Below are 22,252 nucleotides of genomic sequence, written 5' to 3'. Positions count from 1 at the left end.
CTCAGGGGTTGACGGCCAGTACCAGGAATCCGGCGAGCAGGACCAGGTGCACGCCGCCCTGGAGGCGGGTGGCCCGGCCGGGCACCACCGTCAGGACGCTCACCACCACGGTCAGTGCCAGCAGCACGATCTGCGTCGAGCCGAGGCCGAGCAGGAGTTCGCTGGGCAGCCAGATCGACGCGAGCGCGATGGCCGGGATGGTCAGGCCGATGCTCGCGATCGCCGAACCGTAGGCGAGGTTGAGACTGATCTGCATCCGGTCGCGCTGGGCCGCGCGGGTCGCCGCCAGGGTCTCCGGCAGCAGCACCAGCAGCGCGATCACGACGCCGACGAACGACTGCGGGAACCCGGCCGCGCGCACGCCCGCCTCGATCGCCGGAGATTCCACCTTCGCGAGCCCGACCACCGCGACCAGCGCCACCAGCAGGAGCGCGAGGCTGCCCAGCGCGGCCCGGTTCGTCGGCGGTTCGGCGTGGTCGTCCTCCTTGACCTCGCCGTCGGCCGCCACCGGGAGGAAGAAGTCGCGGTGGCGCATGGTCTGCGTCAGCACGAACGTCGCGTACAGGGCCAGCGACGCGACGGCGGCGAAGGTCAGCTGCGCGGTCGAAAACGCCGGGCCGGGAGTGCTCGAGGTGAACGTCGGCAGCACCAGGCTCAGCGTGGCCAGGGTCGCGACCGTGGCCAGCGCGGCGCCGCTGCCTTCCGAATTGAACAAGGTGACGCCGTAGCGGCGCGCACCGACGAGCAGCGAGATGCCGACGATGCCGTTGGTCGTGATCATCACCGCGGCGAACACGGTGTCCCGCGCGAGCGACCCGGCTTCCGGGCCGCCCGAGACCATCATCGTGACGATCAGCGCGACCTCGATGACGGTGACCGCGACCGCGAGCACGAGCGACCCGAACGGCTCGCCGACGCGGTGCGCGACGACCTCCGCGTGGTGCACCGCCGCCAGCACGGTCGCCCCCAGCGCGATCGCGACAATCGCCACGAAGACCGGGCCGAGGTCGCGGCCCCACGCGAGCGCCAGCACGACCAGGCCGAGCACGGGGGTGACGGAGGTCCAGGACGTCAGGAAGGATCTCAGCGCGGCCATGCCTCCACCCTGTCACACCGGCGGTCACACCGCGTGGTCGTACGGCGATTCTCACATCGTCCCTTGTGGACGGTCGAGGTCGGCGGGCCCGGCGGCGAGGACGTGCCGCCGGAAGGTTTCGCTCAGCGGCGGGAGAGTCCGCCCGGCCGCCCACGCGAGGCCGATGTCGCGCGCGGCGTCCACATCGGTCAGTTCGAGGTGGGGCGCGGGAAACGTGGCCGTGCGCGGCAACGGCAGCACGGACACGCCGAGCCCGGCGGTGACGAGCCCGCGCAGCGTCTCGACCTCGTCGCCCTCGAACCCGATCCGCGGCGTGAAGCCGGCCTCGGCGCACAGGCGCTCGGTGGTTTCGCGCAGCGCGTAACCCGGGCGCAGCAGGATGAACGTCTCGTCCGCGAACTCGGCGAGGCGGACCCGCCGCCGCCCGGCGAGCCGGTGGCGCGGCGGGACCGCGAGCCGCAGCGGCTCGACGAGCAGGCGTTCCCAGTGCAGCTGCGGGTGCCCGCGGTCGCCGCTGGTGAGGACGAGGTCCGCGGTGCCCTCGAGCAGCTCCGCCTCGAGCCCGGCCTCGCCGTGCTGCCGCAGCGCGAACCGGGCGCCGGGGTGCTCGCGCAGGAACCCGCTCAGCACCGACGGCACCAGCCACGTGCCGAACGTGTGGAGGAAGGCCAGCGGGACGACGCCGGTGCCCGGTGCGACGATCTCGCCGACCTCGCGCAGGCCCTGGTCGAGCTGGTCGAGCACGGCGTCGACGTGCCGCTTGAACGCGTGCCCGGCCGGGGTGAGCCGCAGCAGGCGCCCGGACCGGCGGAACAGCTGGGCGCCGGCGTCGTGCTCCAGCCGGCGCAGGGCGCGGGAGAGCGCGGGCTGCGTCAGGTGCGCGCCGGCCGCGGTCTCCGTGACGGTCGCGCCGCCGGCGACCTCGCGGAAGAGCCGCAGCGTCTGGACGTCCATGCCGTCAGTGTATGGAATTTCATCCAATCAGGCATTGGACGCATCGGTCGCGACGGGCCACCCTTGAGGTATGGCAACCGTGGCAGAACAGCTGGTCAGGACCCTGCGGGACGCGGGCGTCGAACGCATCTACGGCATCGTCGGCGACAGTCTCAACCCGATCGTCGACGCGGTCCGCCGCACCGACGGCATCGAGTGGGTGCACGTCCGCCACGAGGAGACCGCGGCCTTCGCCGCGGCGGCCGAAGCGCAGGTCACCGGCAAGCTCGCGGTGTGCGCGGGCAGCTGCGGGCCCGGCAACCTGCACCTGATCAACGGCCTGTTCGACGCGCACCGCTCGGGCGCGCCGGTGCTCGCGATCGCGTCGCACATCCCGTCGAACCAGATCGGCACCGGCTTCTTCCAGGAGACCCACCCGGACCGGCTCTTCGCCGAATGCAGCCACTTCAGCGAGGTCGTGGCCGATCCGGCCCAGCTGCCGCGGTTGCTGCGCATCGCCACCCAGGCCGCCGTCGGCAAGGGCGGCGTGGCGGTGCTGACCATCCCGGGCGACCTCGCCGACCGCAAGGCCACCGGCCCGCTGTCCGAGCGCCTCCCGCTGGTCACGCCGTCGCCCGTGGTGCCCGCCCCGGAGACTGTCCGGGAACTGGCGGACCTGCTGAACTCCGGCGAGAAGGTGATGCTCTTCGCCGGCGCGGGAACGCGCGGCGCGCACGACGAGGTCATGGCGGTCGCGGAGAAGCTCGCCGCGCCGGTCGGGCACTCGCTCGGCGGCAAGGAGTGGATCCAGTACGACAACCCGTTCGACGTCGGCATGAGCGGCCTGCTCGGCTACGGCGCCTGCTACGACGCGATGCACGAGGCCGACCGGATCCTGTTGCTGGGCACGGACTTCCCGTACGACAAGTTCCTCCCGCAGGCCCGCACGATCCAGCTGGACCACGACGCTTCCCGCCTCGGCCGGCGGACGCCGCTGGAGCTGGCGGTGCACGGTGACGTGCGCGAGACACTGCGCGCGTTGCTCCCGTTGCTGCGGCCGCGCACGGAGCGCGTGTTCCTCGACCGGATGCTGCGCGAGCACGTGCGGAAGCTGGAGAAGGTCGTCGGCGCGTACACGGGGAAGATCGAGCAGCGCCGGCCGATCCACCCGGAGTACGTCGCTTCGGTGCTCGACGAGGTCGCCGCCGACGACGCGGTGTTCACGGTGGACACCGGCATGGGCAACGTCTGGGCCGCGCGGTACCTGACGCCGAACGGCCGCCGCCGGGTCATCGGCTCGTTCCGGCACGGCAGCATGGCGAACGCGTTGCCGCACGCGATCGGCGCGCAGCTCGCCCAGCCGGGCCGCCAGGTCGTGTCGCTCTCGGGCGACGGCGGGCTCGCGATGCTGATGGGCGACCTGCTGACGCTGCCCGCCTACGACGTCCCGGTGAAGGTCGTGGTGTTCAACAACGCCACGCTCGGCATGGTGAAGCTGGAGATGCTCGTCGACGGCCTGCCGGCTTTCGGCACCGACCACGCGCCGGTGAACTTCGCCGCGATCGCGGCCGCGTGCGGGATCTTCGCCGAGCGCGTCGAGGACCCGGCCGACGTCCGCGGCGCGCTGGAGAAGGCGTTCGCCCACGCGGGCCCGGCGGTCGTCGAGGTGGTGACCGACCCGAACGCGCTGTCGATCCCGCCGCGGATCACCGGTGAGATGGTGCGCGGCTTCGCCCTGGGCGCCACGAAGACCGTGCTGAACGGCGGTGTCGGCAAGATGGTCGACCTGGCGCGCACCAACCTGCGCAACGCGCCGCGGCCGTGACCGGGGGTGGTCACCACGTCGTTGTGGTGACCACCCGCCGGAGTCACGGGTCGGCGACGATGACCCCGGTGGCGGCCAGGTGGTCGAGCGCCGCCACCATCCGCGCCCGGCAGGTTTCGCTCAGCTCCGCGGCGTCGAGCGCGTCGCGGACCGAGGCGTGCATGGCCAGGGTGCGCACGACCCGCACGACGTCCGGGGAGCCGAGGAGACACGTCTCCCGGCGTTCGCAGTGGTGGGCGATCTCGTCGAGCCGCAGCGGCACCAGCGGGTTGAGCCGGTACGGCGCGTCGAGGTCCACTGTGGACGCCCGTGCCGGGGTCACCCGTGGACGATGACGCCGCGGATGTTCTTGCCGTCGCGCAGGTCCTGGTACCCCTCGTTGACCTGCTCCAGGGTGTACTTGCGCGTCACCAGCTCGTCGAGCTTGAGCTTGCCGGCGTCGTAGAGCCGCAGCAGCCGGACGATGTCGTACTGCGGGTTCGCCGAGCCGAAGAGCGTGCCCTTGATCGTCTTCTCGAACAGCGTCATCACGCCGCCCGAGACGTGCACGGTGAGCTTCTCGGGGTTGGCGAGGCCGGTGATGACGACCGTGCCGCCCTTGCCGACGACGTTGAACGCCTCGCTGACGACGTCTTCTTCGACGGTGCCGACGGTGATCAGCGCCTGGTCGGCCAGCTGGCCCCAGGTCAGCTCGTTGACCTTCTCCGCGGCTTCGGCGGCGGTGGCGAAGGCGTGGGTGGCCCCGAACTTGAGCGCGGCCTCGCGCTTGAACTCCACGGGGTCGACGGCGACGACGTACTTCGCGCCGGCGTGCGCGGCGCCCTGCACGGCGTTGATGCCGATGCCGCCGATGCCGTAGACGACGGTGGTGTCCCCGGCGCGGACGCCGCCGGCGTAGTTGGCCGTGGCCCACCCGGTCGGGACGCCGCAGCCGACGAGCACGGCCGTCTCCAGCGGCAGCCAGTCGTCGACCTTGACGACCGAGTGCTGCGAAATGGTGGCGCGCTCGGAGAACGTGCCGAGCATGCACATCGCGCCGAAGTCCTGCCCGCCGCCGTGGAAGCGGAAGGTGCCGTCCGGCATGTGGCCGTCGAGGATGGTGGCACCCATGTCGCAGAGGTTCTGGCGGCCGGTGGAGCAGTAGCGGCAGGTACCGCAGTTGGGGATGAAGCTGCAGACGACGTGGTCACCGGGCTGGACCTTGGTCACGCCCGGGCCGACGTCCTCGATGACTCCGGCGCCTTCGTGGCCGCCGATGATCGGGAAGCGCGGCACGAGGTCGTTGTCGATGAGGTGCAGGTCCGAGTGGCACAACCCGGCGGCGGTGTACTTGATGAGCACCTCGCCGGGGCCCGGGCCGTCGAGGTCCAGCTCCATGATCTCGAACGGCTTCCCGGCATCGAACAGTACGGCTGCCTTGGTCTTCACGGCCATCTCCTCCACGTGCGGCGGTGCACCTTCGTGCCTCGATTGTGTGGAGACCGGGCGTCTGTGGAGTGTCCAAATCCCGGACACCGGGGTCAGCGGACCCGTAGCGCCCGCATCCGGTTGTAGAGCGTCGAGCGGCTGATGCCGAGCTGCTTGGCCGCCCGCACCTTGTTGCCTTCGCATGCGCGCAGCGTCCGGACGATCACGTCGTACTCGGCCTGCTCCCAGCCGCTCAGCGCCGCGCCCGGGGCGGTCTCCGTGCAGCCCGGGGCCACGTCCTCGGCCGTGAGGTCGCCCGCCGAGCGGCGGTCGGCCGCACCGGCCAGGACTCCGGCCAGCTCGCGCAGGTTGCCCGGCCACTGCTGGGACCCCAGCAGCTCGAGCGCCCCCGGGGTCAGCCGGAGCGAGTCGCCGAAGCCGCGCAGGAGGGTGCGGGCGAGCGCCGGGATCTCGTCGCGGCGCTCGCGCAACGGCGGCAGCTCGATCCGCCGGTGCATGCGCGCCGCCAGGGTCGCCTGTTCGCCGTGCAGCTCCGACGGCGGGCCGCTGAGCAGCGCGAACCACGCCGTCGTCGTGTCCAGCAGCCGGGCCAGGCGGACCGCCGCCAGCGGGGGCAGCAACTGGATGCCGTCGATCACCAGCAGGCCGGGCCGTGAAGCCGCCGCGGCCACCCGCGTGCACCACTCGGCTTCGCCGGCGACGACGTCGGACGCGTCGAACTCGTGCACCGGCTGGTCGCCGGCCACGACGCGGGCCGCCGTCGTCCGGCCGGACCCCGGTTCGCCCGAGATCAGCACCCGCCGCCGGGCCCGCCCCGCCCCGCGCAGCCGCTCGTCGATCTGGGCGGGGAAGAGCCCGCGCTCGGCCGGTGGCCGCGACACGACCGGGCTCGAAGTCCGCACCGGCGCCAGCTCGAACAGCAGCCCGGCGCTCGCCGACACCGCTTCGACGCGCACCTCGACCGGCGTGCCCGACGAAAGCCGGAGACGGCCGAGACCGCGGTGCGTGCGGCCCAGCTCGCGCAGGAGCCGGTGGTCGGCGGTGTCGACCAGCTCGGTCGCCGCGGTGTTCGCGAGCACGACGTCCTGGCCGAGCGCCAGCACCGCGCACGCCCGGTGCTGCACGGACTGGAACGCGGCCAGCAGCTGCTGCTCGGCGAGCTTCGCGCCGTCGAGCAGCCGCCGTTCGATGTCGGCGACCGCGCGGCGCAGGAACGGCCCGAGCAACGGGTTGCCGTCACCGGCGGGCCCGGTGATGTCGAGGACGCCGGCGATCCGCCGGGTCGTCGGGTGCACCACCGGATGGCCGTAGCAGGTGAACTGCTTCATGGCTTCGAGGAAGTGCTCGTCACCGTCGACGGAGACGCCGCGGCGGGTCTCGAAGGGCGTCGCGAGCGAGTTCGTCCCGGTCCGCTCCTCCAGGAACTGGCAGCCGGGGACCGCACTGATGTTCTCCAGCGCCAGCTCGACCGACCGCTCGGAGAACCGCCGGGCCACGATCCGGCACTCGTCGTCGGCGAGCACGACGCAGAACCGGGTGCCGGCCAGCTGCCGGGCCAGCTCGTCGAGCACCGGGGACGCCGCCCGCAGCAGCCGGCTGCGGCGGTCGACGTCGGCGACGTTCAGCCGCTCGACGGACGAGGCAGGCGAGAGCCCGGAAAGCTCCGCCCGCCGCCACGACTGCGCGATCTCGGTCCGCAGGTCCACTCGCACTCCTCGTCGAGCCGCTCGGCGTCCCCGGCCTTCCATCATCACACGGACCGGGCGCGGGGAGAACCTCTCCGATCGGGCAGGTGGCCGCCCGGCCCGTCCGGGCGGTTTCCGAGGTGAGCTGTTTCGCTTTTGTGACAAGGGAAATACCGTCGGCCGCACACCTCGCCCGTTCGTGAAGGGACACCGCATGCAGGTCGACGAACTGATCAAGCCGTTCCCGCTCAAGGAGTTCCACCCGATGCCGCGGGCGCTGCCGGGCCCGGGCGCGCATCTTCGAGTCGCTGAAGTACCACGGCCTCGACCCGGTGCTCCACGACCAGGTCGAGTCCAACCCCAAGGACTACAACGTGATGGACTCCGTCGCGTCGCCGAACATGATCTCCGGTGCGTGGAACTTGGCGATGGTGAGGTCCGCGGGCGGGATGTCGGAGCACCCGGCCGGCTGGGTCAGCCCGGTGTCCGGCCAGGCGCCGTCGTCGGCCACCCGGGAGGGCGAGGGCCGGCGAGTGAGGACCACGGGCACTCCCGATGACGCGTCGGCGTTGACTTCCGGCCAGGCTACCTCGCGGTCCCGGCGGTCCGACCCGTCCGATCGGGTAGGTCGGCCCACTCCGGCAGCCGCGCGCCGTGCAGGCCCCGGTAGGCCGCGCGCTCCGGCTCGCGCCAGCCTTCCAGCAGTTCGGAGCGGGGTTTGTACACCTCGACGCCGATCGGGTGGCAGACGTCGATCGGGTCGCGGGCGCCCGGCCCCCACAGCGGGATCGAGAGGTCGCCGCCCGGGCAGGTGGACAGTGCGCACAGCAGGTCCAGCTCGGCGAAGAACTCGAAGTGGTCGCCCGGGCGCGCGGGACAGGTCTTCATGAAGTAGCGGTCCTCGTCGTTGAGCCCGGTGCACTGGAAGACGTTCAGGACGTCGTGCACGTCGAACTCGGTGAGACCGAACGGCGCGACCGCGCGCACGAGGTTCGAGTGGCAGTGGAAGTCGAAGTCGTCGCCGGTGAGCATCCGGTTGACGTACGGGTCGCAGCGGGTGCCGAGCAGGTCGTGCACGCGGCCGCCGTCCGCGTCTTCGCCGTGGTCTTCGAGGGTGTCGGCGGTGATCGTCGCGAGCGGGCGGAGGAAGGGCAGCGTCGACCAGAGCCGGTCGAAGGTGCTGACGTGGGCGCGCTGGAGCTGCCGGGTGCGCGCGGCCCAGAAGCGTTCGCGGGGGTCCGCGGCGTTCCACAGGTTGAGGTCGCCGACCTGCGGGCCTTCGACGGTGACGAGCCGGCAGAGGTGGCCTTTCGGCACCCGCCAGGCGCGGCCCGAGCGGATCGGGACCTCGAACGCGTCGACGAGCTCGCGGGCGTCGTCCTCGGCGAGGCGCCGGTAGAACGGCCGGTCGACGTCGAGCGCGCGGCCCTGGTAGGCGGCTGGGGGCATCGGGGTCTCCCTCGTGCGATGTGGATGCCGCTCCAGCATGCCCCGGCTACGCAGGGTGGCGTTCGACCACTCGTTCGGCTGCTGGGGGTCGGCCGGTCCGGCTCCTACCGTCGAGGGAGCTCTACTCGTGGGAGGAGTGACCGGCGGTGCTCGTGGCTTTCCAGCGCACCGGCGAGGAGTGGCGCCTGCCCGCGGCGGCGACGCACCTCGTGGGGCTGCTGCGTTCCTGGGGTCCGGGGCCGGACCACCTGACGGGTCTGGCACTGACCGGCATCACCGTCCCGAGCCGGCTGGGCCCCCGCTTCGTGGACGCGCTGGTGTTCACCCGGACGGGGGTGGTGGTGATCGCGGCCCACTCACCGGGGGCGGAGAGCGCCTGGGACCCCGGCGAGCGAGCGGGGGCCGGAGTGGAGGCGGCGAAGGGAGCATTGGCCGCGCACGACGGTGGGCGGTATGTGACGGGGCTGGTCGCGGTGGTGCCGTCGGTGGCGGAGACGCGGGATCGGCTGGCGGAGCCGGCGGGGGATGATCCGGCGGAGGGTTCGTCGCGGCCGGGGGCGATCACGGTGCCGGAGCAGCGTTTGCCGGAGGGAGACGCGGACTGGCGTGGGGCGCAACCGGGTGACCTGGACGAGCCGAACACGAGCGGGCCCGACCGGCGTCGAGCCGGGCACGAACCGATCCCCGGCCCGCCGGCCCCACCCTGGCTCGGCACCGACTCCGTCCCCGGGGTGGCCGTCGTCCTCGCCGACCCTCGCGGCCTCCGGCGGATCATCGGCCAGCACAACCGGTGGCGGACCGTCTGGTCGGCCGACGACGTCCTCGACGCCTGCTACGCCCTCTCCCTCGCCCACCTCGCTCCGCCGCGGGCCGCGCTGCTCGCCGATGGCTTTCCCGCCCGCGTCGTGGCGCGGGAGCGAGTGCCCCAGCTGCCCGCCGTCCTGCCGCTGCCGCCGCCGCCCGAGCCGGCGCCGGCCGTCGTCGAGGATGAGGCCGGGCCGAGGATCCCCGCTCCGCGTGGCCATTCCGTCTTCCCGCGTCAGCGACCGATCCGGCAGGTGCCCTGGGGCCTGGTCTTCGTGCTGACCCTGCTCGTCACCGTGGGCGTGATCGCCGCCGTTTTCGTGGCGCAGGTCTTCCATGGCTCGTGAATTTCGCGCCAACTAGGCCATCTGCACCGTTTCGCGGCCGCATCTCCTGGGCACCTCCCGGCAGACGTGAAAGGGGTTCACGATGCCGCGCACCCGAGCGCTCGTCCTGCTGGCCGTCCTCGCGGGCGCGTCCCTCACCGGCTGCAAGGTGCCCGACGGACTGGCGTCGGGCACCCAGCCCGCCGGGACCGGGACCGCCGCCGCACCGCCGATCGCGCCCGCCGAAGCGCGGACGCAGCTGGGGCAGCTCAAGGTCGCCGTGCGCGGCACCATGGACGGCTACAGCCGCGAGAAGTTCCCGCACTGGGACAAGGTCGACGGTGCCTGCGACACCCGCGAGCAGGTCCTCAAGCGCGACGGCAAGGACGTCAAGACCGACGCGCAGTGCGCCGCCAAGTCCGGGACCTGGGTCAGCGCCTACGACGGCGAGACCTGGACGAAGGCGTCCGATGTGGACATCGACCACATGGTGCCCCTCGGCCAGGCCTGGGTGAGCGGCGCGAAGTCCTGGACCCAGGAGCGCCGCGAGCAGTTCGCGAACGACCTGATCCGCCCGCAGCTGCACGCGGTCACCGACAACCTCAACGAGCAGAAGAGCGACAAGGCCCCGGACCAGTGGAAGCCGCCGCTGGTCTCCTACTGGTGCACCTACGCCACCGACTGGATCGTGGTCAAGAGCAACTACGGCCTCACGATCACCGTCCCGGAGAAGACGGCGCTGGAAAGCATGCTCCAGCACTGCTAGAACGTGCTCGCCGCGGCCACCGCCTGCCCGGCGTACGACCGTCCGAACAGGACGGTGTGCACGAGCAGCGGGAACAGCTGGTGCAGCCCGATCCGCCCGGCCCAGCCGTCGGCCAGGGGCGTGACCTCCTCGTACGCGCCCAGCACGCTGCCGAGGTGCGGGCAGCCGAACAGGTGCAGCATGGCCAGGTCCGTCTCGCGGTGCCCGCCGTGGGCGGCCGGGTCGATCAGCCACGCCTCGCGGCCGTCCCACAGGACGTTGCCGGTCCACAGGTCGCCGTGCAGCCGCGCCGGGGGCTCGGCCGAGGCCGGGATGCGCTCGCACGCGCGCTCGAACAGCGTCACGTCGTCCGTGTCGAAGGTCCCCGCGTCGAACGCCCGCCGGACGTAGGGCAGCACGCGGTGCGCCGCGTACCAGGACGCCCAGTCCTCGCCGGGCACGTTCGCCATCGGCGCCCGGCCGATCCACGCGTCGGCGGGCCCGCCCGGGGGAGCGGCGCCGAACGCCGGCGCCCCGGCCGCGTGCAGCCGAGCCAAGCCGCGCCCGAGCCGTTCGGCCGCCGGCGCCGAAGACCGGCCCGCCGTGACGCGCTCGACGACCAGCAGGTTCTCGTCGTGGCCGGCCACCGACGGCACCGGAACCGCCTTGGCCGAAGCCAGCCAGCGCAGGCCCGCCGCCTCGGCCGCGATCGCGCCCGGTCCGTGCCCGCGCTTGACCACGACCACGCGGCCGTCGTCGAGCACGGCTTCGCGGAGATCTCCGGCCATCGGACGCCACTCGGTGACGGAGTGCCCGGTGAGGCGGGCCATGGGCACGGTCATGTCCCGCACGCTACCGGCGCGCTACGGTGGGCCGGTGCAGGACTTCGAACGGGTGCTCGGCGAGCTGGCGGACGTCGAACGGTCCGAGGCCCGCGACTACTCGTCGTTCAGCGTGCGCGGCAAGCGGTTCGGGTACTACTGGCCGCGGACGCGGACCCTCGGCCTGAAGCAGACGATCTCCGAGCAGCTCGCCCTGGTCTCCGAACGCCCCGACGTCTTCGAGGTGCAGTTCACCGCGGGCGGCTTCGGCTGGGTCGTCGTGTACCTCGACGGCGTCGAGCCCGACGAGGTCGCCGAGCTGATCTACGAGGCCTGGCGGCTCTCCGCCCCGGAGGAGCTGGTCGCCGAGGTCCCCTTCACCAGGATCGCCCGCGCGTAGAGCAGGTCGAAGCCCTGCCGCTGCACGTTCTCGTGCGACTTCGAGCCCGGTTGCGTCGTGACGACGGCGACGTCGCAGCCGGCCTCGGCCGCCGCCGCGAGCCGGGCGCGCAGGAGCGCCGTCTGCACCCCGCGACGGCGGTGGGCCGGCACGGTCGCCGCGCCGGTGAACTGCGCGATCCCGTCGGTGACGCGGAAGCTCGCGCCGCCGGCGAACTCGCCGCCGCGCCACGCGGCGTACCGGGTCACCCCGGCCATGTCCCGCATCGCGTTGACGACGGTCTCGCGCGGGAACTCCTCGTGCGACGGCAGGCCTTCGGTGTCGGCCACCGCGACGGCGTCGGCGACCTCGGACAGCCACCGCTCCAGCTCGTCGTCGCGGCTGAGCCGGACGTCGCCGGGGACGTCGGAGCCGCCCGGCCGCCGGCCCAGCACGTTCTCGAACGACTCCAGCCGGTAGCCGCGCTCGGTGAAGAACACGCCCAGCGCGGAGTCGGCCAGCTCGCACAGCTCGACCTGCACCGGCGCGCCCAGCTCGGCGAACGCGGCTTCGACCTCGTCGAGTGCGTCCGGCAGGCCGTCGAAGCCGAGCCCGATGATCTTGTTGAACGGCGAGTCTGCTTCGGCGAAGCTGGCGACACCCCCGGCGAGCGGCCGCGCGAAACCCACCGTGTCACCGCGGCGCTTCCGCGCGGCGTCGCTGCTTTCCGCCGTCAGCCGCGCTTCGGCACGTTCGATCCGCGCGGCCAGCGCGATGTCGCAGAAGAGTCGTTCCCCGCCCATGCGCCCAGCGTGCCGGACGCAGGGGCGGGGAACCAACCGGTTTAGCCCTCGACCCGGTGCGAGGCCCAGAACGAGGTCAGGTCGGTCGACCCGGCCGCCGCCTGCGCCGCCGCCTTGAACTCGGCTGTCGTCGACACGCCGTACCAGTGCGACTGCGCGTACGACTTCAGCAGGTTCGCCATCGCCGTGTCGCCGATCGTCCGCCGCAGGTCGTGCAGCGTGCACTTGCCGTAGTTGTAGACGACCGTCGAGTACCGGGACGAATGCGCGTCCCAGTAGGCCATCGAGTTGGTCAGCTTCTCCGCGCTCGACTGCCAGGTGATGCCGCAGCCGCTGCCGGTGATCCCGCGGTAGAGGTCGGTGGCGTAGTCGGTGAAGCTCTCGTCGAGCCACGGTGAGTTGTACTCGTCGTCGCCGACGATCCCGTAGAACCACTGGTGCGCCAGCTCGTGCGGGAGCGCCGTGGTCGACACGAGGTCGAGCACGAAGCCCGGGTACTCCATGCCGCCGAACCAGAAGTTGTTGTCCAGCACCACGTCCACCTCGCCGTACGGGTAGTCGCCGAAGCGGCCCGAGTGGACGTCGATGGAGTCGGCGGCCAGGCTCAGCATCTGGTTGGCGCTGCTGGTGGAGATCCCGCTGACCGAGTACACGTTGACCCGCACGCCCTTGCCGGACGTCGTGGTGATCTTCGCGAACGGCCCCGAAGCCCACGCGAAGTCACGCACCTTCGACGCGGTCGCGTGCGTGGTGGTCGTGGTGCCGCTGGTCGTCTCGGTCGACGAGCCGGTGGCCGGGGTCAGCAGCGACGTCGGGTGCACGAGCGTGACGTCGAAGTCGCCGATCACGGTGTAGAACGACTCGCCGTTGTTGGTGTAGGGGTCGAGGTGCCAGCCCGCGCCGTCGCGGACCGCGAGCACCGGCAGCGCGTTGCCGATCATGTTGTACGCGCCGTCGTGGCCGAACCGGTCGGCGCCGCTGGGCACGACGATGCTCAGGTCGAAGCCGATGGTCGCCGACTGGCCCTGGGCCAGCGGGCTCGGCAGCGTGACCTTCATGGCGGTGCAGTTGACGCTCAGCGCCGACGCCGTGCCGCCGGTGACGTTCGTGACCGTGATCGGCGTCGTCGGGCAGCTGCCGTGGTAGTTGTCCCACAGCCGCAGGTAGACCTCGGGCAGCGTGGACGCCGAGCCGTTGGTGAAGCTCACGCTCTGGTGGCCGGTCCACGTGGTGCCGGCGCTGTCCGACGTCAGGTTCACCGTGTAGGCGGGGTTGATCGGCGTGCGCGTCGAGTCCGCGGGCGCCGTCGTGATCGTCCAGGCGAACGTGGCGCTGCCGCTGTTGCCGGCCGGGTCCTTGGCCGTCACGGTCACCGACGACGTCCCGGCGGTGGTCGGGGTGCCGGTGATCTTGCCCGTGCTCGCGCCGATCGCCAGCCCGGCGGGCAGCCCGGTCGCGGTGTAGGTCAGGGCGTCGTTCTGCGGGTCGGTGGCCTGGACCTGCACCGACACGGCCTGGCCGACGGCGCTGGACTGGGCGCCCGGCGAGGTCACGACCGGCGACTGCGGGTTGCTCGTGCCCGTCGTGGTCAGCGAGAAGTCGTCGAGGAGGAAGTTGGTCGCGAGGCTCGAGTCCTCGGCGCCGGTGATCTTGAGGGTGACGGTCTGGCCCAGGTAGCGCGACACGTCGACGGTGCGCTGGACGTACCCGGTGTTCTTGTCGAGGTTCGAGTAGCTCGCGAGGGTGTCGGAACCCGCCTGCACCGTCAGCTTGTCGTAGGCGGTGGAGGTCGTCGTCTCCTTGGTGTCGACGTGCGCCCACCACGACAGCGACGCCGAAGCGCAGCCGGCCGGGAGGGCCAGCGCCTGGGACAGGGTGTCGGTGTGCGTGCTGCCGTAGCCGTCCAGCCAGGCGTCCATCGTCCCGCCGTGCGCGGGCTCCGCCGTGGTGGCGGCGGAGATCACGCCACTGGTCTGGGTCCACGGGGCGGTACCGCTCTCGAACCCGCCGTTGCCGACGACCTGGTCACCGCAGACCGCGGCGGCCTCGGCCGGCGCGGCGGCGACGACTGTGCCCAGCAGGCCCACGGCCACACTGAGCGCAGCAGAAAGCACCCTCGATCTCATGGGGGGAGTCCTTTCCCGGCCCCGCCCGTCGGGGCCAGGAGAAAGCTTCCGCCGCCACCGGGGCGGCAACAACCCGCCATGAGTCGGGTTCCGCGTCAGGCCTGCTGGAGCACGTTGAGGAGGATGAAGAGGAGCACGAGCGCGCCGGCCACCGCGAGCAGGGCCGAAACCCCGGACCGGATCATCTCCCCGAACCCCTTGGCGGTGCGGGCCCGGTAGGCGGAGTAGTTGGCGCGGGCCTCGCGGGCGCTGTGGACGCGGCTGCCGACGAACAGCCCGGCGCCCAGGGCGAGCAGAACGGCGAGGAAAACGGACACGAGAGGATCCTTTCGGGGTTCGGGAACGAGGAACGGCCTCATTACTAGACCCGACGGACGCGCCGCGCCATGGCTTTTGGCCAACTCGTTTCCGGGCCGGTCGGCCCTGGTGGGACGCACGTCCCGCGTTCCTCGGAAAGCGGTGGCGGTGAGCCGACGGTATCCGTGGTCCTCCGTGCCACGCAAGGAGTTTTCGGTGGCTCAGGCCTCGGTCGCGAGTCCTTTGTGTCGTTCCCGCAATTCGCGCTTCACGATCTTTCCGCTGGGATTCTTGGGAAGCCGGTCCGTGAACACGACGTACTTGGGACATTTGTAACCGGCGAGGTGTGCCTTTGCGTGGTCGATCACTTGCGCAGCGTCGAGAACGACGCCTTCGCGGGGCACGACGGCCGCCGTCACCGCTTCGATCCAGTGTGGATGGCCGATCCCGAAGACGGCGACCTCGGCGACGCCGTCGAGCAGGTACAACGCTTCTTCGACCTCGCGGCTCGCGACGTTCTCGCCTCCGGTCTTGATCATGTCCTTCTTGCGGTCCACGACGGACAGGTAACCGTCGTCGTCGACGACGCCGAGGTCGCCCGAGTGGAACCAGCCGGCGCGGAATGCCTCGGCTGTCTTGGCGTCGTCGCGGTAGTAGCCGAGGGTCGCGTGCGGACCGCGGTGCACGATCTCGCCGATCTCGCCCGGCGCCACGGGGTTGTCCTCGTCGTCGACGATGCGCGTCTCGACGTTGAGCGAGGGCCGTCCCGCCGAGCCGGCGCGGTCGAGCTGTTCGTGCGGGCGCAGGATTGTGGCCAGCGGCGCCATCTCCGTCTGGCCGTAGAAGTTCCACAGCTCGACGCCGGGCAGGCGGCGGCGCAGCTCGCGCAGGACCTCGACCGGCATCGCGGACGCGCCGTAGTACCCCTTGCGCAGGCTGGACAGGTCGGTGCGGTCGAAGTTTTCGTGGCGCAGCAGGGAGATCCACACCGTCGGCGGCGCGAACAGCTTCGTCGCGCGCTCGCGCTCGACGGCGGCGAGCAGCGCGGCGGGCTCCGGACCGGGCAGGATCACGCTGGTCGCGCCGAGGTAGACGTCGACGGAGAAGAAGCAGTCCAGCTGGGCGCAGTGGTAGAGCGGCAGCGAGTGCACCTCGACGTCGTCGGCGCTCATGCCGCCGTCGATGACGCACGAGACGTACTGCGCGATGAGCGACCGGCTCGACAGGAGCACACCCTTGGGCCGCGACTCGGTGCCCGAGGTGTACATGATCCGCAGCGGGTCGTCGTCGGCGACGAGGACGTCAGGTGCGGTGTCGTCCCCTTCGGACAGCCAGGGGCTGATGTCCTCCCACGCACCGCCGCCGCTCTTCGGGATGCGGCCGCGGACGACGTCGCCCAGGTCCGCCAGCTCGAGGGCCTTGGCGGCGGTCGGTTCGAGAGCGTCTTCGGCGACGAACGCCGTGACCTCGGCGTGGCGGAGGATGTAGGCGATCTCGTCGGCGCCGAGCATGAAGTTGACCGGCACGAGGAGGACGCCGAGCTTGGCGGTGGCGAACGCGAGAACGCCGTACTGGAAGCAGTTGTGGCTCAGCAGCGCGAGCCGGTCACCCTTGCGCAGGCCGCGGGCGGCGAGGGCGTGGGCACAGCGGTTGGCGGCGGCCTCGAACTCGGCGAAGGTGAGCTTCGCGCTCCCGTCGACGACGGCGAGCTTGTCCGGCAGCCGCAAGGCGGTCCGGCGAAGCAGATCGCCGAGCGAGTGCTGCCGGGCGCGGTCGACGAGGTGCTGATCCATCCCGGCAGTCTCGGCCGCACCACGGCGGTGCGCAAGCCACGGCAGACCGCTCAGCGGGCGCTGTCGTCGATCTGCACGGGGTAGCCGGCGCGCAGGACGGCGATCGTGGCGGGCGGGGTCAGCACCGGGACGGTTCCTGCCGTGGGCAGCTGCTGTTTCCGGCCGTAACCCGCCGTCGTCCAGGCGGTGAGGTGCCCGTCGACCTTGAGTTCGGGGTGCTCGCCGCGCAGCACGAAGACGCCGTCCGGGAGATCGGCCCAGTCCCGTTCGTGGAGGCGTCTCGCGTGGGTGCCGCGGACCAGTCGCTCGGAGTGCAGCCGCCGGTTCATCGCGGTCGCCGAAGGCGTGCCGGGCCAGGCGTCACGGTAAGCGTCATAGGCGGGCCGGCGGCACTCGCCGCAGGGCCGGTGCCCGGCGGCGAACGAGACGGCCTCGTCGTGGAAGTACAGGTGGGTGTAGTGGTGGGGGAGCCACTGCTCGCGCCACCGGTTCTTGAACGTGAGTGCGCAGGTGATCCACAGGTCGCCGCCGTGGAAGCGGACGATCTCGTGGCCGCGGTGCAGGACGCCCCGGTTGCCGGTCCAGGCGCCGCGCAGCGGGATGTCGACGAGGTCGCCGGCGGGGGTCACGCGGTTGCGCACCGGCGGCCTCGCTTTCCGGAGTGGCGGCCCGCGCGGACGCACCGCAGAATGCGCGCATGCAGCCGACGGTCGTCCGGGTGGCGCGCGTGGCCGACCCGGCCGGGCCCGCCGACGGCGTCCGCGTGCTCGTGGAGCGGCTCTGGCCGCGCGGTACCGCCCGCACGGCCGTGGTCCTGGACGGCTGGTACCGCGGCCTGGCGCCATCCGACGAGCTGCGCACGTGGTACGGCCACGATCCTTCGCGGTTCGCGGAGTTCGCCGAGCGCTACCGGGCAGAGCTGCGCGAGCCCGACCGCGCGGCGGCCCTGGCGCGGCTGCGCGAGCTGGCGGCCGGGGGACCGGTCACGCTGCTGACGGCGAGCGGGTTCCCGGCGATCAGCCAGGCGGCCGTCTTGGCGGAAGTTCTCACCGGCGAGGGGTGACGTCGCGGGCGGGGTCGGCGAGCTGGCGAAGATCGAAACCACCACCCCGCGAACATGGCCCGTCACGACCGCGCGCCGCCTTCGGAGCCGCTGGCGGTCGTGGTCACCGTCGCGGTCGCCGTGCCCAGCGTGTCGTGGCGGGCGGTCAGCGTCAGCGTTCCCGGTGGGCCCGCGAACGGGCGCAGCCACACCGCCGCCGCGCCGCCCGTCGCTCCCAGGTCCAACGTGGGGTCGCCCACCAGCTCGCCCGGGCCGGTCAGCGTCAGCGTCACCTTGCCGGTCGCCCCCGCGCGCAGCGTGCCGAAACGGTCCAAAGCGGACACCACGACCCGGGTCGCGTCGCCGCCGTCGGCGCGCAGCTGGGTGTCGTCCGGGACGCAGCCCAGCACGTCGCGGGTCCGGTCGCCGCTGAAGCGGCGCGACACCACCAGCCGGTCGCCCACGTAACCGTCGATGCGCAGCTGGGGTCGCCGCCCGCGCGGCACCGTCAGGTCGACGGCGAACGGCGGGTGCTTCAGGTGCGGGAGCTCCGCGCGACGGCTCCGCGCCTCACCGGCGGGCTGATCGTCGAGGAACAGCAGGAGCCGGTCGCAGTTCGACCAGATCGTCACGGCCCGTCCCGGTCCGGCCGGCGACGCGGTGAAGTCCCAGGCGAACCCCGGCTCGACGACGGCCCGCACCCGCGGGTCACCCTGCGACGCGTAGAACGCCGCCGCGGGCTTGGGGATCCGGAAGAAGTCGGACACCCCGGCGTACTTCGATCCGCCGACCGAGCGCTGCCAGCCCGACGGGTAGTCGAACGCGCACCACGCGAGCAGCCCGCAGTAGCGGTCGTCGGCGGCGGCCAGGTCGTGGGCCTTCGCGTGCAGCTCGGCCTGCAGCTGCTGGGTCGCCGGCGGGTCGATCCGGCGGTACGCGCGAACCCCGGCGATGGTGCCGATCGTCTCCGTGACCAGGTACGGGACCCCGGCGCGCGGCGGGCGCAGCTGAAAGGGCGCGCCGCGACGAGCCGTGTAGTCGTTGTACGCCAGGATCTCGACGTCGCTGCCGGCGTACCGGGCGCCGGTGGTGGTGGCCAGCGCGCCGCTCGTGGGCCGCGACGGGTCGAGCTTCCGCGCGAGCTTCCCGGTCCGGTCGTACATCACCGTCGTGCCGTTGGCCTCGTTCACGCGGGTGCCCCACACGATGATGCTCGGGTGGTTGCGGTCCCGGATGATCATCCCCGAGACGTCCCGGAAGTTCTGCTGCTGCCAGGCGGCGTCCCCGATCCGGCCCCAGCCGGGGATCTCCTCCCAGACCAGCAGGCCCAGCTCGTCGCACGCGTCGAGGAACGCGCTCGACTGCGGGTAGTGCGAGCAGCGGACCATCGTGCAGTTCAGCTCGCGACGCAGGATCTCGGCGTCCCGGCGTTGGACGCGGTCCGGCATCGCCCCGCCCGCGAAGGGGTACCACTGGTGGCGGTTGAGGCCGACCAGCTTGAGCCGCCGCCCGTTGAGGAAGAAGCCGTCCGGGGTGAACTTCGCTTCGCGGAACCCGACCCGCACGACCTGCTGGTCGAGCGCCCGCGGCCCGGACCGGACGCTGACGACGACGTCGCAGAGCGCCGGGTCCTCGACGTCCCACAGCCGGACCGCGCCGAGGCCGCCGACGTCGAACTCGACGGTCCTGGTGCCGACCGGCATCGGCGCGGCGGTGGTCCCGCCGCGGGCGAGCTCCCGGCCGGCCTGCCGCACCGACGCCGTCACCTGCAGCGGCTCGCCGAGCGCGACCGTCGTGTCCAGTTCGCACGTCAGGTGCAGGGACCGGCCGGGACCCAGGACGTCGACCGGGCGGGCGAAGACGTCGGCCAGCCGCGTCCGCGGCACGGTGCCGATCGAGGCGGGCCGGTAGATGCCGGCCGGCTGGTAGAAGTCGATCGCCGACGGGCCGGAGCCGGGCAGGTTGGGCGGGACGTCGAGCTGCCAGCGCCCGTCGACGACCACGGCGAGGACGTTGTCGCCCACGATGACCTGCGGCAGCTCGACCTCGAAGGGCAGGTAACCGCCTTCGTGGGTCGCGACGAGCCCGCCGTTGAGGTAAACGTCCGCGTTCGTCATGACGCCGTCGAAGCGGGCCCGTACGCGTTCGGCGGTCATCGCCGCGGTCACGGTGAAGTGCTTGCGGTAGATCCACCGGTCCTGCCACGACGGCGGCTGCCAGCCGGTCCACGAAAGCGGCGTCACGCAGTGGGGGAGCTGCACCGGCGAGAGGTCGATCTCGTCGAACTCGAGGTCCGCGCAGCCGTCCTCATACCGCCCGAACAACCAGAAATCGCCCAGCCGCACGGCATCCGGGTCCGGCTCACCGAGCCCGGCCGACCCGGCCACGGTCCCGACGGCGGCCACCCCGAGCAGCGCGGCCCCGCCCGCGGCGAGGAACCCGCGCCGCGTCAGACGCGGCTTGGCCTCGGCCATCGACGACCTCCGTGCTCGGTGTCCCACCTCGGTAATCGCTTCTCACGGCTTAGACGTCACAAGCGATCAAAGGGTTGGCTCTCAGCGCAGAGTCGAGGCGCGCACCACCCGGGAGCGTTTCGCGGTCCGCGTCAGGCTCGACATGCCCCTTTGGCCGGAAGCACCCGGAGTGCGGCTTCCCGCACGCGGCCGGCGCTCAGCTCACCGGATCCCAGCGCGGCCCGCAGCCGGTTCAGGACGTCCTCGACGTGCCCGCCGGACGACCACAGGACCTGGTCGGCACCCGCTTGGAGCGCCAGCAGTGCCGCCTCGGGCAAGGGATGGTCGACGGTGATCGCCCGCATGGCACCGAGGTCGTCGGTGACCGCCGGACCGGCGAAGTGGTAAGTGGTCCGGAGCAGCCGGTAGGCCTCGGGGCTGAGCGAAGCGGGTCTTCCGGCGGTGAGTCCCGGGACCGACAGGTGACCGACCATGACGCCGGCGGCGCCGAACGCCGCGAGGCCGTCGTAGGGGACCAGGTCGGTGGTCGTGAGCCGGTCGAGCGGCGGGGTCTCCGGCAGCACCCGGTGCGAATCGCCGCGAGCGTGACCGTGTCCCGGGAAGTGCTTGAAGACCGGCGTCACCCCACCCTCGCGCAAGCCCGCCGCGAACGCGTAGGCGTAGGTGGTAACGGTTCTCGGGTCGGCGCTGTAGGACCGGTCACCGATGACGGCGTGATCCGGTTGTTCACTGACGTCGAGCACCGGTGCGTAGTCGACGGTCACACCTCGTGCCCGCAGCGCGTGGGCCCGCCGGACGCCGAGGTCGTGGACCTGGCGCGGGGTCGAGGTCGCGGCGACGGCTCGCGCACTCGGCAGCTCGCCGTCGAGCGCGTCGATTCGCTGGACGCGGCCCCCTTCGTCGTCGACGGCGACCGAGACCGGCAGCTCCGCGCCGGCTTGGATCCGGGCCACGGCGTCGTCGCGGAGCATCGCCGTGGCGTTGCCGCCGAGGAAGATCCCCCCGACCTGCTCGGTGCGCACCAGCCGAGCGGTGGTCTCGACATCGCCGGCGTCCACCCCGACGACAAGCAACTGCGCGAGCAGACGACGCACCGGGAGTGCGGCCACGACCGCTTCGCACGTTCTGGTCTTGCCCGCGCCGGCGGCTTCCGGCGCCGAGGCCCCGCCGCCGGAGTCCGGACCGGCCGCAGGGTCGGAGATGGCGGCCGCGAAAAGTCCGCCCACGACCGCGGCCGCGAGCAGGAGCCTGGTCCGCGTCATCGGACCTTCGTGTTCCCCTCGTAGCCGCCGGTGGACCGCAGCCGCTTCGCGTAGCAATCGTCCTTCGGCAGGCCCTGGCCGTCACACCACGCGTTCGCGTCGTCGGCGGTCGCGAACGCCTGGTCCTGCACGGTGACCCAGAAGTCCGGGTATTTGAAGCTCCGCCAATCCTGGGTCCAGATGAGCCGGACCGAGGCGTAGCGGTTCCTGAGGGTGAGGTGATCCTGCAGGATCGCGGGCGCGTCGTAGACGATCCCGTCCGCCGGCATCCCGACCTTCTTGGAGCTCAGCTGCGCGACCCAGTGGTCCTCCAACGTGGCCCGGACCGACGAGAGGTCCGCGTTCGCATACTGCCGGAGCTGCTCCAGTGCGTCGCCCGAGAAGGTCGGAGCCACTGAGGTTTCCGTGGTCGGCGAGCCAGCGTAGGTCTGGTAGGTCGGCTGGTAGCCGCCCGAGCCGGAGCCGGCGCGCCCGGCGCTGCCCGCGCTGGCCGCGTTGTAACCGGACGAGGAGCTGCCGCGTCCGGGGTTCGCCGACACCGAAACGGCGATCACGAGCCCGACCACCGCGGCGACCGAGACTCCCACCAACGCGACGGTCCGGTTGGACCGCCGCGCAGCGGCTCGTTGCGCGACATCCGAGGTCCGCGGCCGTACTCGCGTGACAGCGGTTCCCGCCACGTTCGATTCCGAACACGAACACGCGACGCCGGAAGTCCGGCGGTGACAACGGGAACAGAACTGCATCGCACACCTCGCCTCACGGCGACCGGACCCGGTCGCGCGGTGTCACTATCGGATCCGTCGCGAGAAATGTTGCAGCAAATCCCCGGGGTTGGTCGTTTTCCTCGGTCCCGGTTTCGTGGAAAACAACTATCCCGGGTGAATCCGTAACACCGGTCGGTGATCGTGCGAACAGTCTGGGCAGAGTGATTCACCGTCGAGCGTCGAGGGGTTCTGCCCGT

Annotated in this window: 21 protein-coding genes; 5 read left to right on the top strand and 16 right to left on the bottom strand. The window is 72.1% G+C overall.

Annotation, left to right across the window (positions count from 1 at the left end):
- Window position 1 precedes the first annotated feature (1 nt).
- A complete protein-coding gene (locus tag ABZ342_RS17895; RefSeq protein WP_360474054.1) occupies window positions 2-1,096 on the bottom strand; it encodes an ionic transporter y4hA in 1,095 nt (364 codons plus the stop codon).
- A 51-nt stretch (window positions 1,097-1,147) separates the two neighbouring features.
- Window positions 1,148-2,050 (bottom strand): LysR family transcriptional regulator, encoded by a 903-nt coding sequence (locus ABZ342_RS17890; RefSeq protein ID WP_360474052.1) that lies wholly within the window; start codon window positions 2,048-2,050, stop codon window positions 1,148-1,150.
- Window positions 2,051-2,120: 70 nt separating this feature from the next.
- Between ABZ342_RS17890 and ABZ342_RS17885 the strand changes: the two genes are divergently transcribed.
- A complete protein-coding gene (locus ABZ342_RS17885) occupies window positions 2,121-3,854 on the top strand; it encodes a pyruvate dehydrogenase (RefSeq protein ID WP_360474050.1) in 1,734 nt (577 codons plus the stop codon).
- Between the two features lie 43 nt (window positions 3,855-3,897).
- Here the strand turns inward: ABZ342_RS17885 and mftB are convergent, their stop codons facing one another.
- The 5 genes from mftB to ABZ342_RS17860 all read right to left on the bottom strand — a co-directional run bounded on the left by mftB (window position 3,898) and on the right by ABZ342_RS17860 (window position 8,416).
- On the bottom strand, window positions 3,898-4,176 hold the full coding sequence (gene mftB / locus ABZ342_RS17880; protein WP_155543855.1) for a mycofactocin biosynthesis chaperone MftB: 279 nt from the start codon (window positions 4,174-4,176) through the stop codon (window positions 3,898-3,900).
- A complete protein-coding gene (locus tag ABZ342_RS17875; protein ID WP_155543856.1) occupies window positions 4,173-5,282 on the bottom strand; it encodes an NDMA-dependent alcohol dehydrogenase in 1,110 nt (369 codons plus the stop codon). Before ABZ342_RS17875 ends, mftB begins: the two co-directional genes overlap by 4 nt.
- A gap of 92 nt (window positions 5,283-5,374) precedes the next feature.
- On the bottom strand, window positions 5,375-6,988 hold the full coding sequence (locus ABZ342_RS17870) for a helix-turn-helix domain-containing protein (protein WP_360474047.1): 1,614 nt from the start codon (window positions 6,986-6,988) through the stop codon (window positions 5,375-5,377).
- A gap of 346 nt (window positions 6,989-7,334) precedes the next feature.
- Window positions 7,335-7,511: a hypothetical protein gene (locus ABZ342_RS17865; protein ID WP_360474045.1), complete on the bottom strand. Its 177-nt coding sequence runs from the start codon at window positions 7,509-7,511 to the stop codon at window positions 7,335-7,337.
- A gap of 41 nt (window positions 7,512-7,552) precedes the next feature.
- Window positions 7,553-8,416 carry an urea carboxylase-associated family protein gene (locus ABZ342_RS17860; RefSeq protein ID WP_360474043.1) on the bottom strand — a complete coding sequence of 288 codons (864 nt, stop codon included), beginning with the start codon at window positions 8,414-8,416 and terminating at the stop codon, window positions 7,553-7,555.
- A gap of 146 nt (window positions 8,417-8,562) precedes the next feature.
- On the opposite strand from ABZ342_RS17860, the gene ABZ342_RS17855 reads away from it, so the two are divergent.
- Complete coding sequence (locus ABZ342_RS17855; protein ID WP_360474041.1) at window positions 8,563-9,567, top strand: hypothetical protein; 1,005 nt, start codon at window positions 8,563-8,565, stop codon at window positions 9,565-9,567.
- Window positions 9,568-9,649: 82 nt separating this feature from the next.
- Complete coding sequence (locus ABZ342_RS17850) at window positions 9,650-10,312, top strand: HNH endonuclease family protein (RefSeq protein ID WP_155543858.1); 663 nt, start codon at window positions 9,650-9,652, stop codon at window positions 10,310-10,312.
- Here the strand turns inward: ABZ342_RS17850 and ABZ342_RS17845 are convergent.
- On the bottom strand, window positions 10,309-11,133 hold the full coding sequence (locus ABZ342_RS17845) for a fructosamine kinase family protein (RefSeq protein ID WP_360474038.1): 825 nt from the start codon (window positions 11,131-11,133) through the stop codon (window positions 10,309-10,311). The two genes, ABZ342_RS17850 and ABZ342_RS17845, sit on opposite strands and share 4 nt — an antisense overlap.
- Here ABZ342_RS17845 and ABZ342_RS17840 point away from each other — a divergent pair.
- Window positions 11,132-11,512 carry an MmcQ/YjbR family DNA-binding protein gene (locus ABZ342_RS17840; RefSeq protein WP_155543860.1) on the top strand — a complete coding sequence of 127 codons (381 nt, stop codon included), beginning with the start codon at window positions 11,132-11,134 and terminating at the stop codon, window positions 11,510-11,512. The genes ABZ342_RS17845 and ABZ342_RS17840 overlap by 2 nt on opposite strands.
- On the opposite strand, the gene ABZ342_RS17835 is transcribed toward ABZ342_RS17840, so the two are convergent.
- The 5 genes from ABZ342_RS17835 to ABZ342_RS17815 form a co-directional block, all read right to left on the bottom strand.
- Window positions 11,437-12,294: a GNAT family N-acetyltransferase gene (locus ABZ342_RS17835; RefSeq protein WP_360474036.1), complete on the bottom strand. Its 858-nt coding sequence runs from the start codon at window positions 12,292-12,294 to the stop codon at window positions 11,437-11,439. The genes ABZ342_RS17840 and ABZ342_RS17835 overlap by 76 nt on opposite strands.
- A 41-nt stretch (window positions 12,295-12,335) precedes the next feature.
- Window positions 12,336-14,408 (bottom strand): putative Ig domain-containing protein, encoded by a 2,073-nt coding sequence (locus ABZ342_RS17830; protein ID WP_360474239.1) that lies wholly within the window; start codon window positions 14,406-14,408, stop codon window positions 12,336-12,338.
- A gap of 107 nt (window positions 14,409-14,515) precedes the next feature.
- On the bottom strand, window positions 14,516-14,737 hold the full coding sequence (locus tag ABZ342_RS17825) for a hypothetical protein (RefSeq protein ID WP_155543862.1): 222 nt from the start codon (window positions 14,735-14,737) through the stop codon (window positions 14,516-14,518).
- 201 nt (window positions 14,738-14,938) lie between these two features.
- The gene (locus tag ABZ342_RS17820; protein WP_360474033.1) at window positions 14,939-16,510 is read right to left on the bottom strand and encodes an acyl-CoA synthetase; all 1,572 of its coding nucleotides are present in this window, start codon (window positions 16,508-16,510) and stop codon (window positions 14,939-14,941) included.
- 50 nt (window positions 16,511-16,560) lie between these two features.
- Entirely contained in the window at window positions 16,561-17,151 is a 591-nt protein-coding gene (locus tag ABZ342_RS17815; protein ID WP_360474031.1) for a hypothetical protein, read from the bottom strand.
- Window positions 17,152-17,207: 56 nt separating this feature from the next.
- Between ABZ342_RS17815 and ABZ342_RS17810 the strand changes: the two genes are divergently transcribed.
- Window positions 17,208-17,573, top strand: a complete 366-nt coding sequence (locus tag ABZ342_RS17810; RefSeq protein WP_360474029.1) for a DUF488 family protein — start codon at window positions 17,208-17,210, stop codon at window positions 17,571-17,573.
- 62 nt (window positions 17,574-17,635) lie between these two features.
- Here ABZ342_RS17810 and ABZ342_RS17805 read toward each other — a convergent pair whose 3' ends face one another.
- The 3 genes from ABZ342_RS17805 to ABZ342_RS17795 all read right to left on the bottom strand — a co-directional run bounded on the left by ABZ342_RS17805 (window position 17,636) and on the right by ABZ342_RS17795 (window position 21,875).
- Window positions 17,636-20,026, bottom strand: a complete 2,391-nt coding sequence (locus tag ABZ342_RS17805; protein ID WP_360474027.1) for a glycoside hydrolase family 2 TIM barrel-domain containing protein — start codon at window positions 20,024-20,026, stop codon at window positions 17,636-17,638.
- Between the two features lie 131 nt (window positions 20,027-20,157).
- On the bottom strand, window positions 20,158-21,288 hold the full coding sequence (locus ABZ342_RS17800; protein WP_360474025.1) for a glycoside hydrolase family 3 N-terminal domain-containing protein: 1,131 nt from the start codon (window positions 21,286-21,288) through the stop codon (window positions 20,158-20,160).
- The gene (locus tag ABZ342_RS17795) at window positions 21,285-21,875 is read right to left on the bottom strand and encodes a hypothetical protein (RefSeq protein WP_360474023.1); all 591 of its coding nucleotides are present in this window, start codon (window positions 21,873-21,875) and stop codon (window positions 21,285-21,287) included. The genes ABZ342_RS17800 and ABZ342_RS17795 overlap by 4 nt, the downstream gene beginning before the upstream one ends.
- Window positions 21,876-22,252 lie beyond the last annotated feature (377 nt).

The sequence above is a fragment of the Amycolatopsis sp. NPDC005961 genome (assembly GCF_040629235.1).
In the GTDB taxonomy this organism is placed as follows: Bacteria; Actinomycetota; Actinomycetes; order Mycobacteriales; family Pseudonocardiaceae; genus Amycolatopsis; species Amycolatopsis camponoti.
This window is presented reverse-complemented; position numbering and strand designations above follow the sequence as displayed.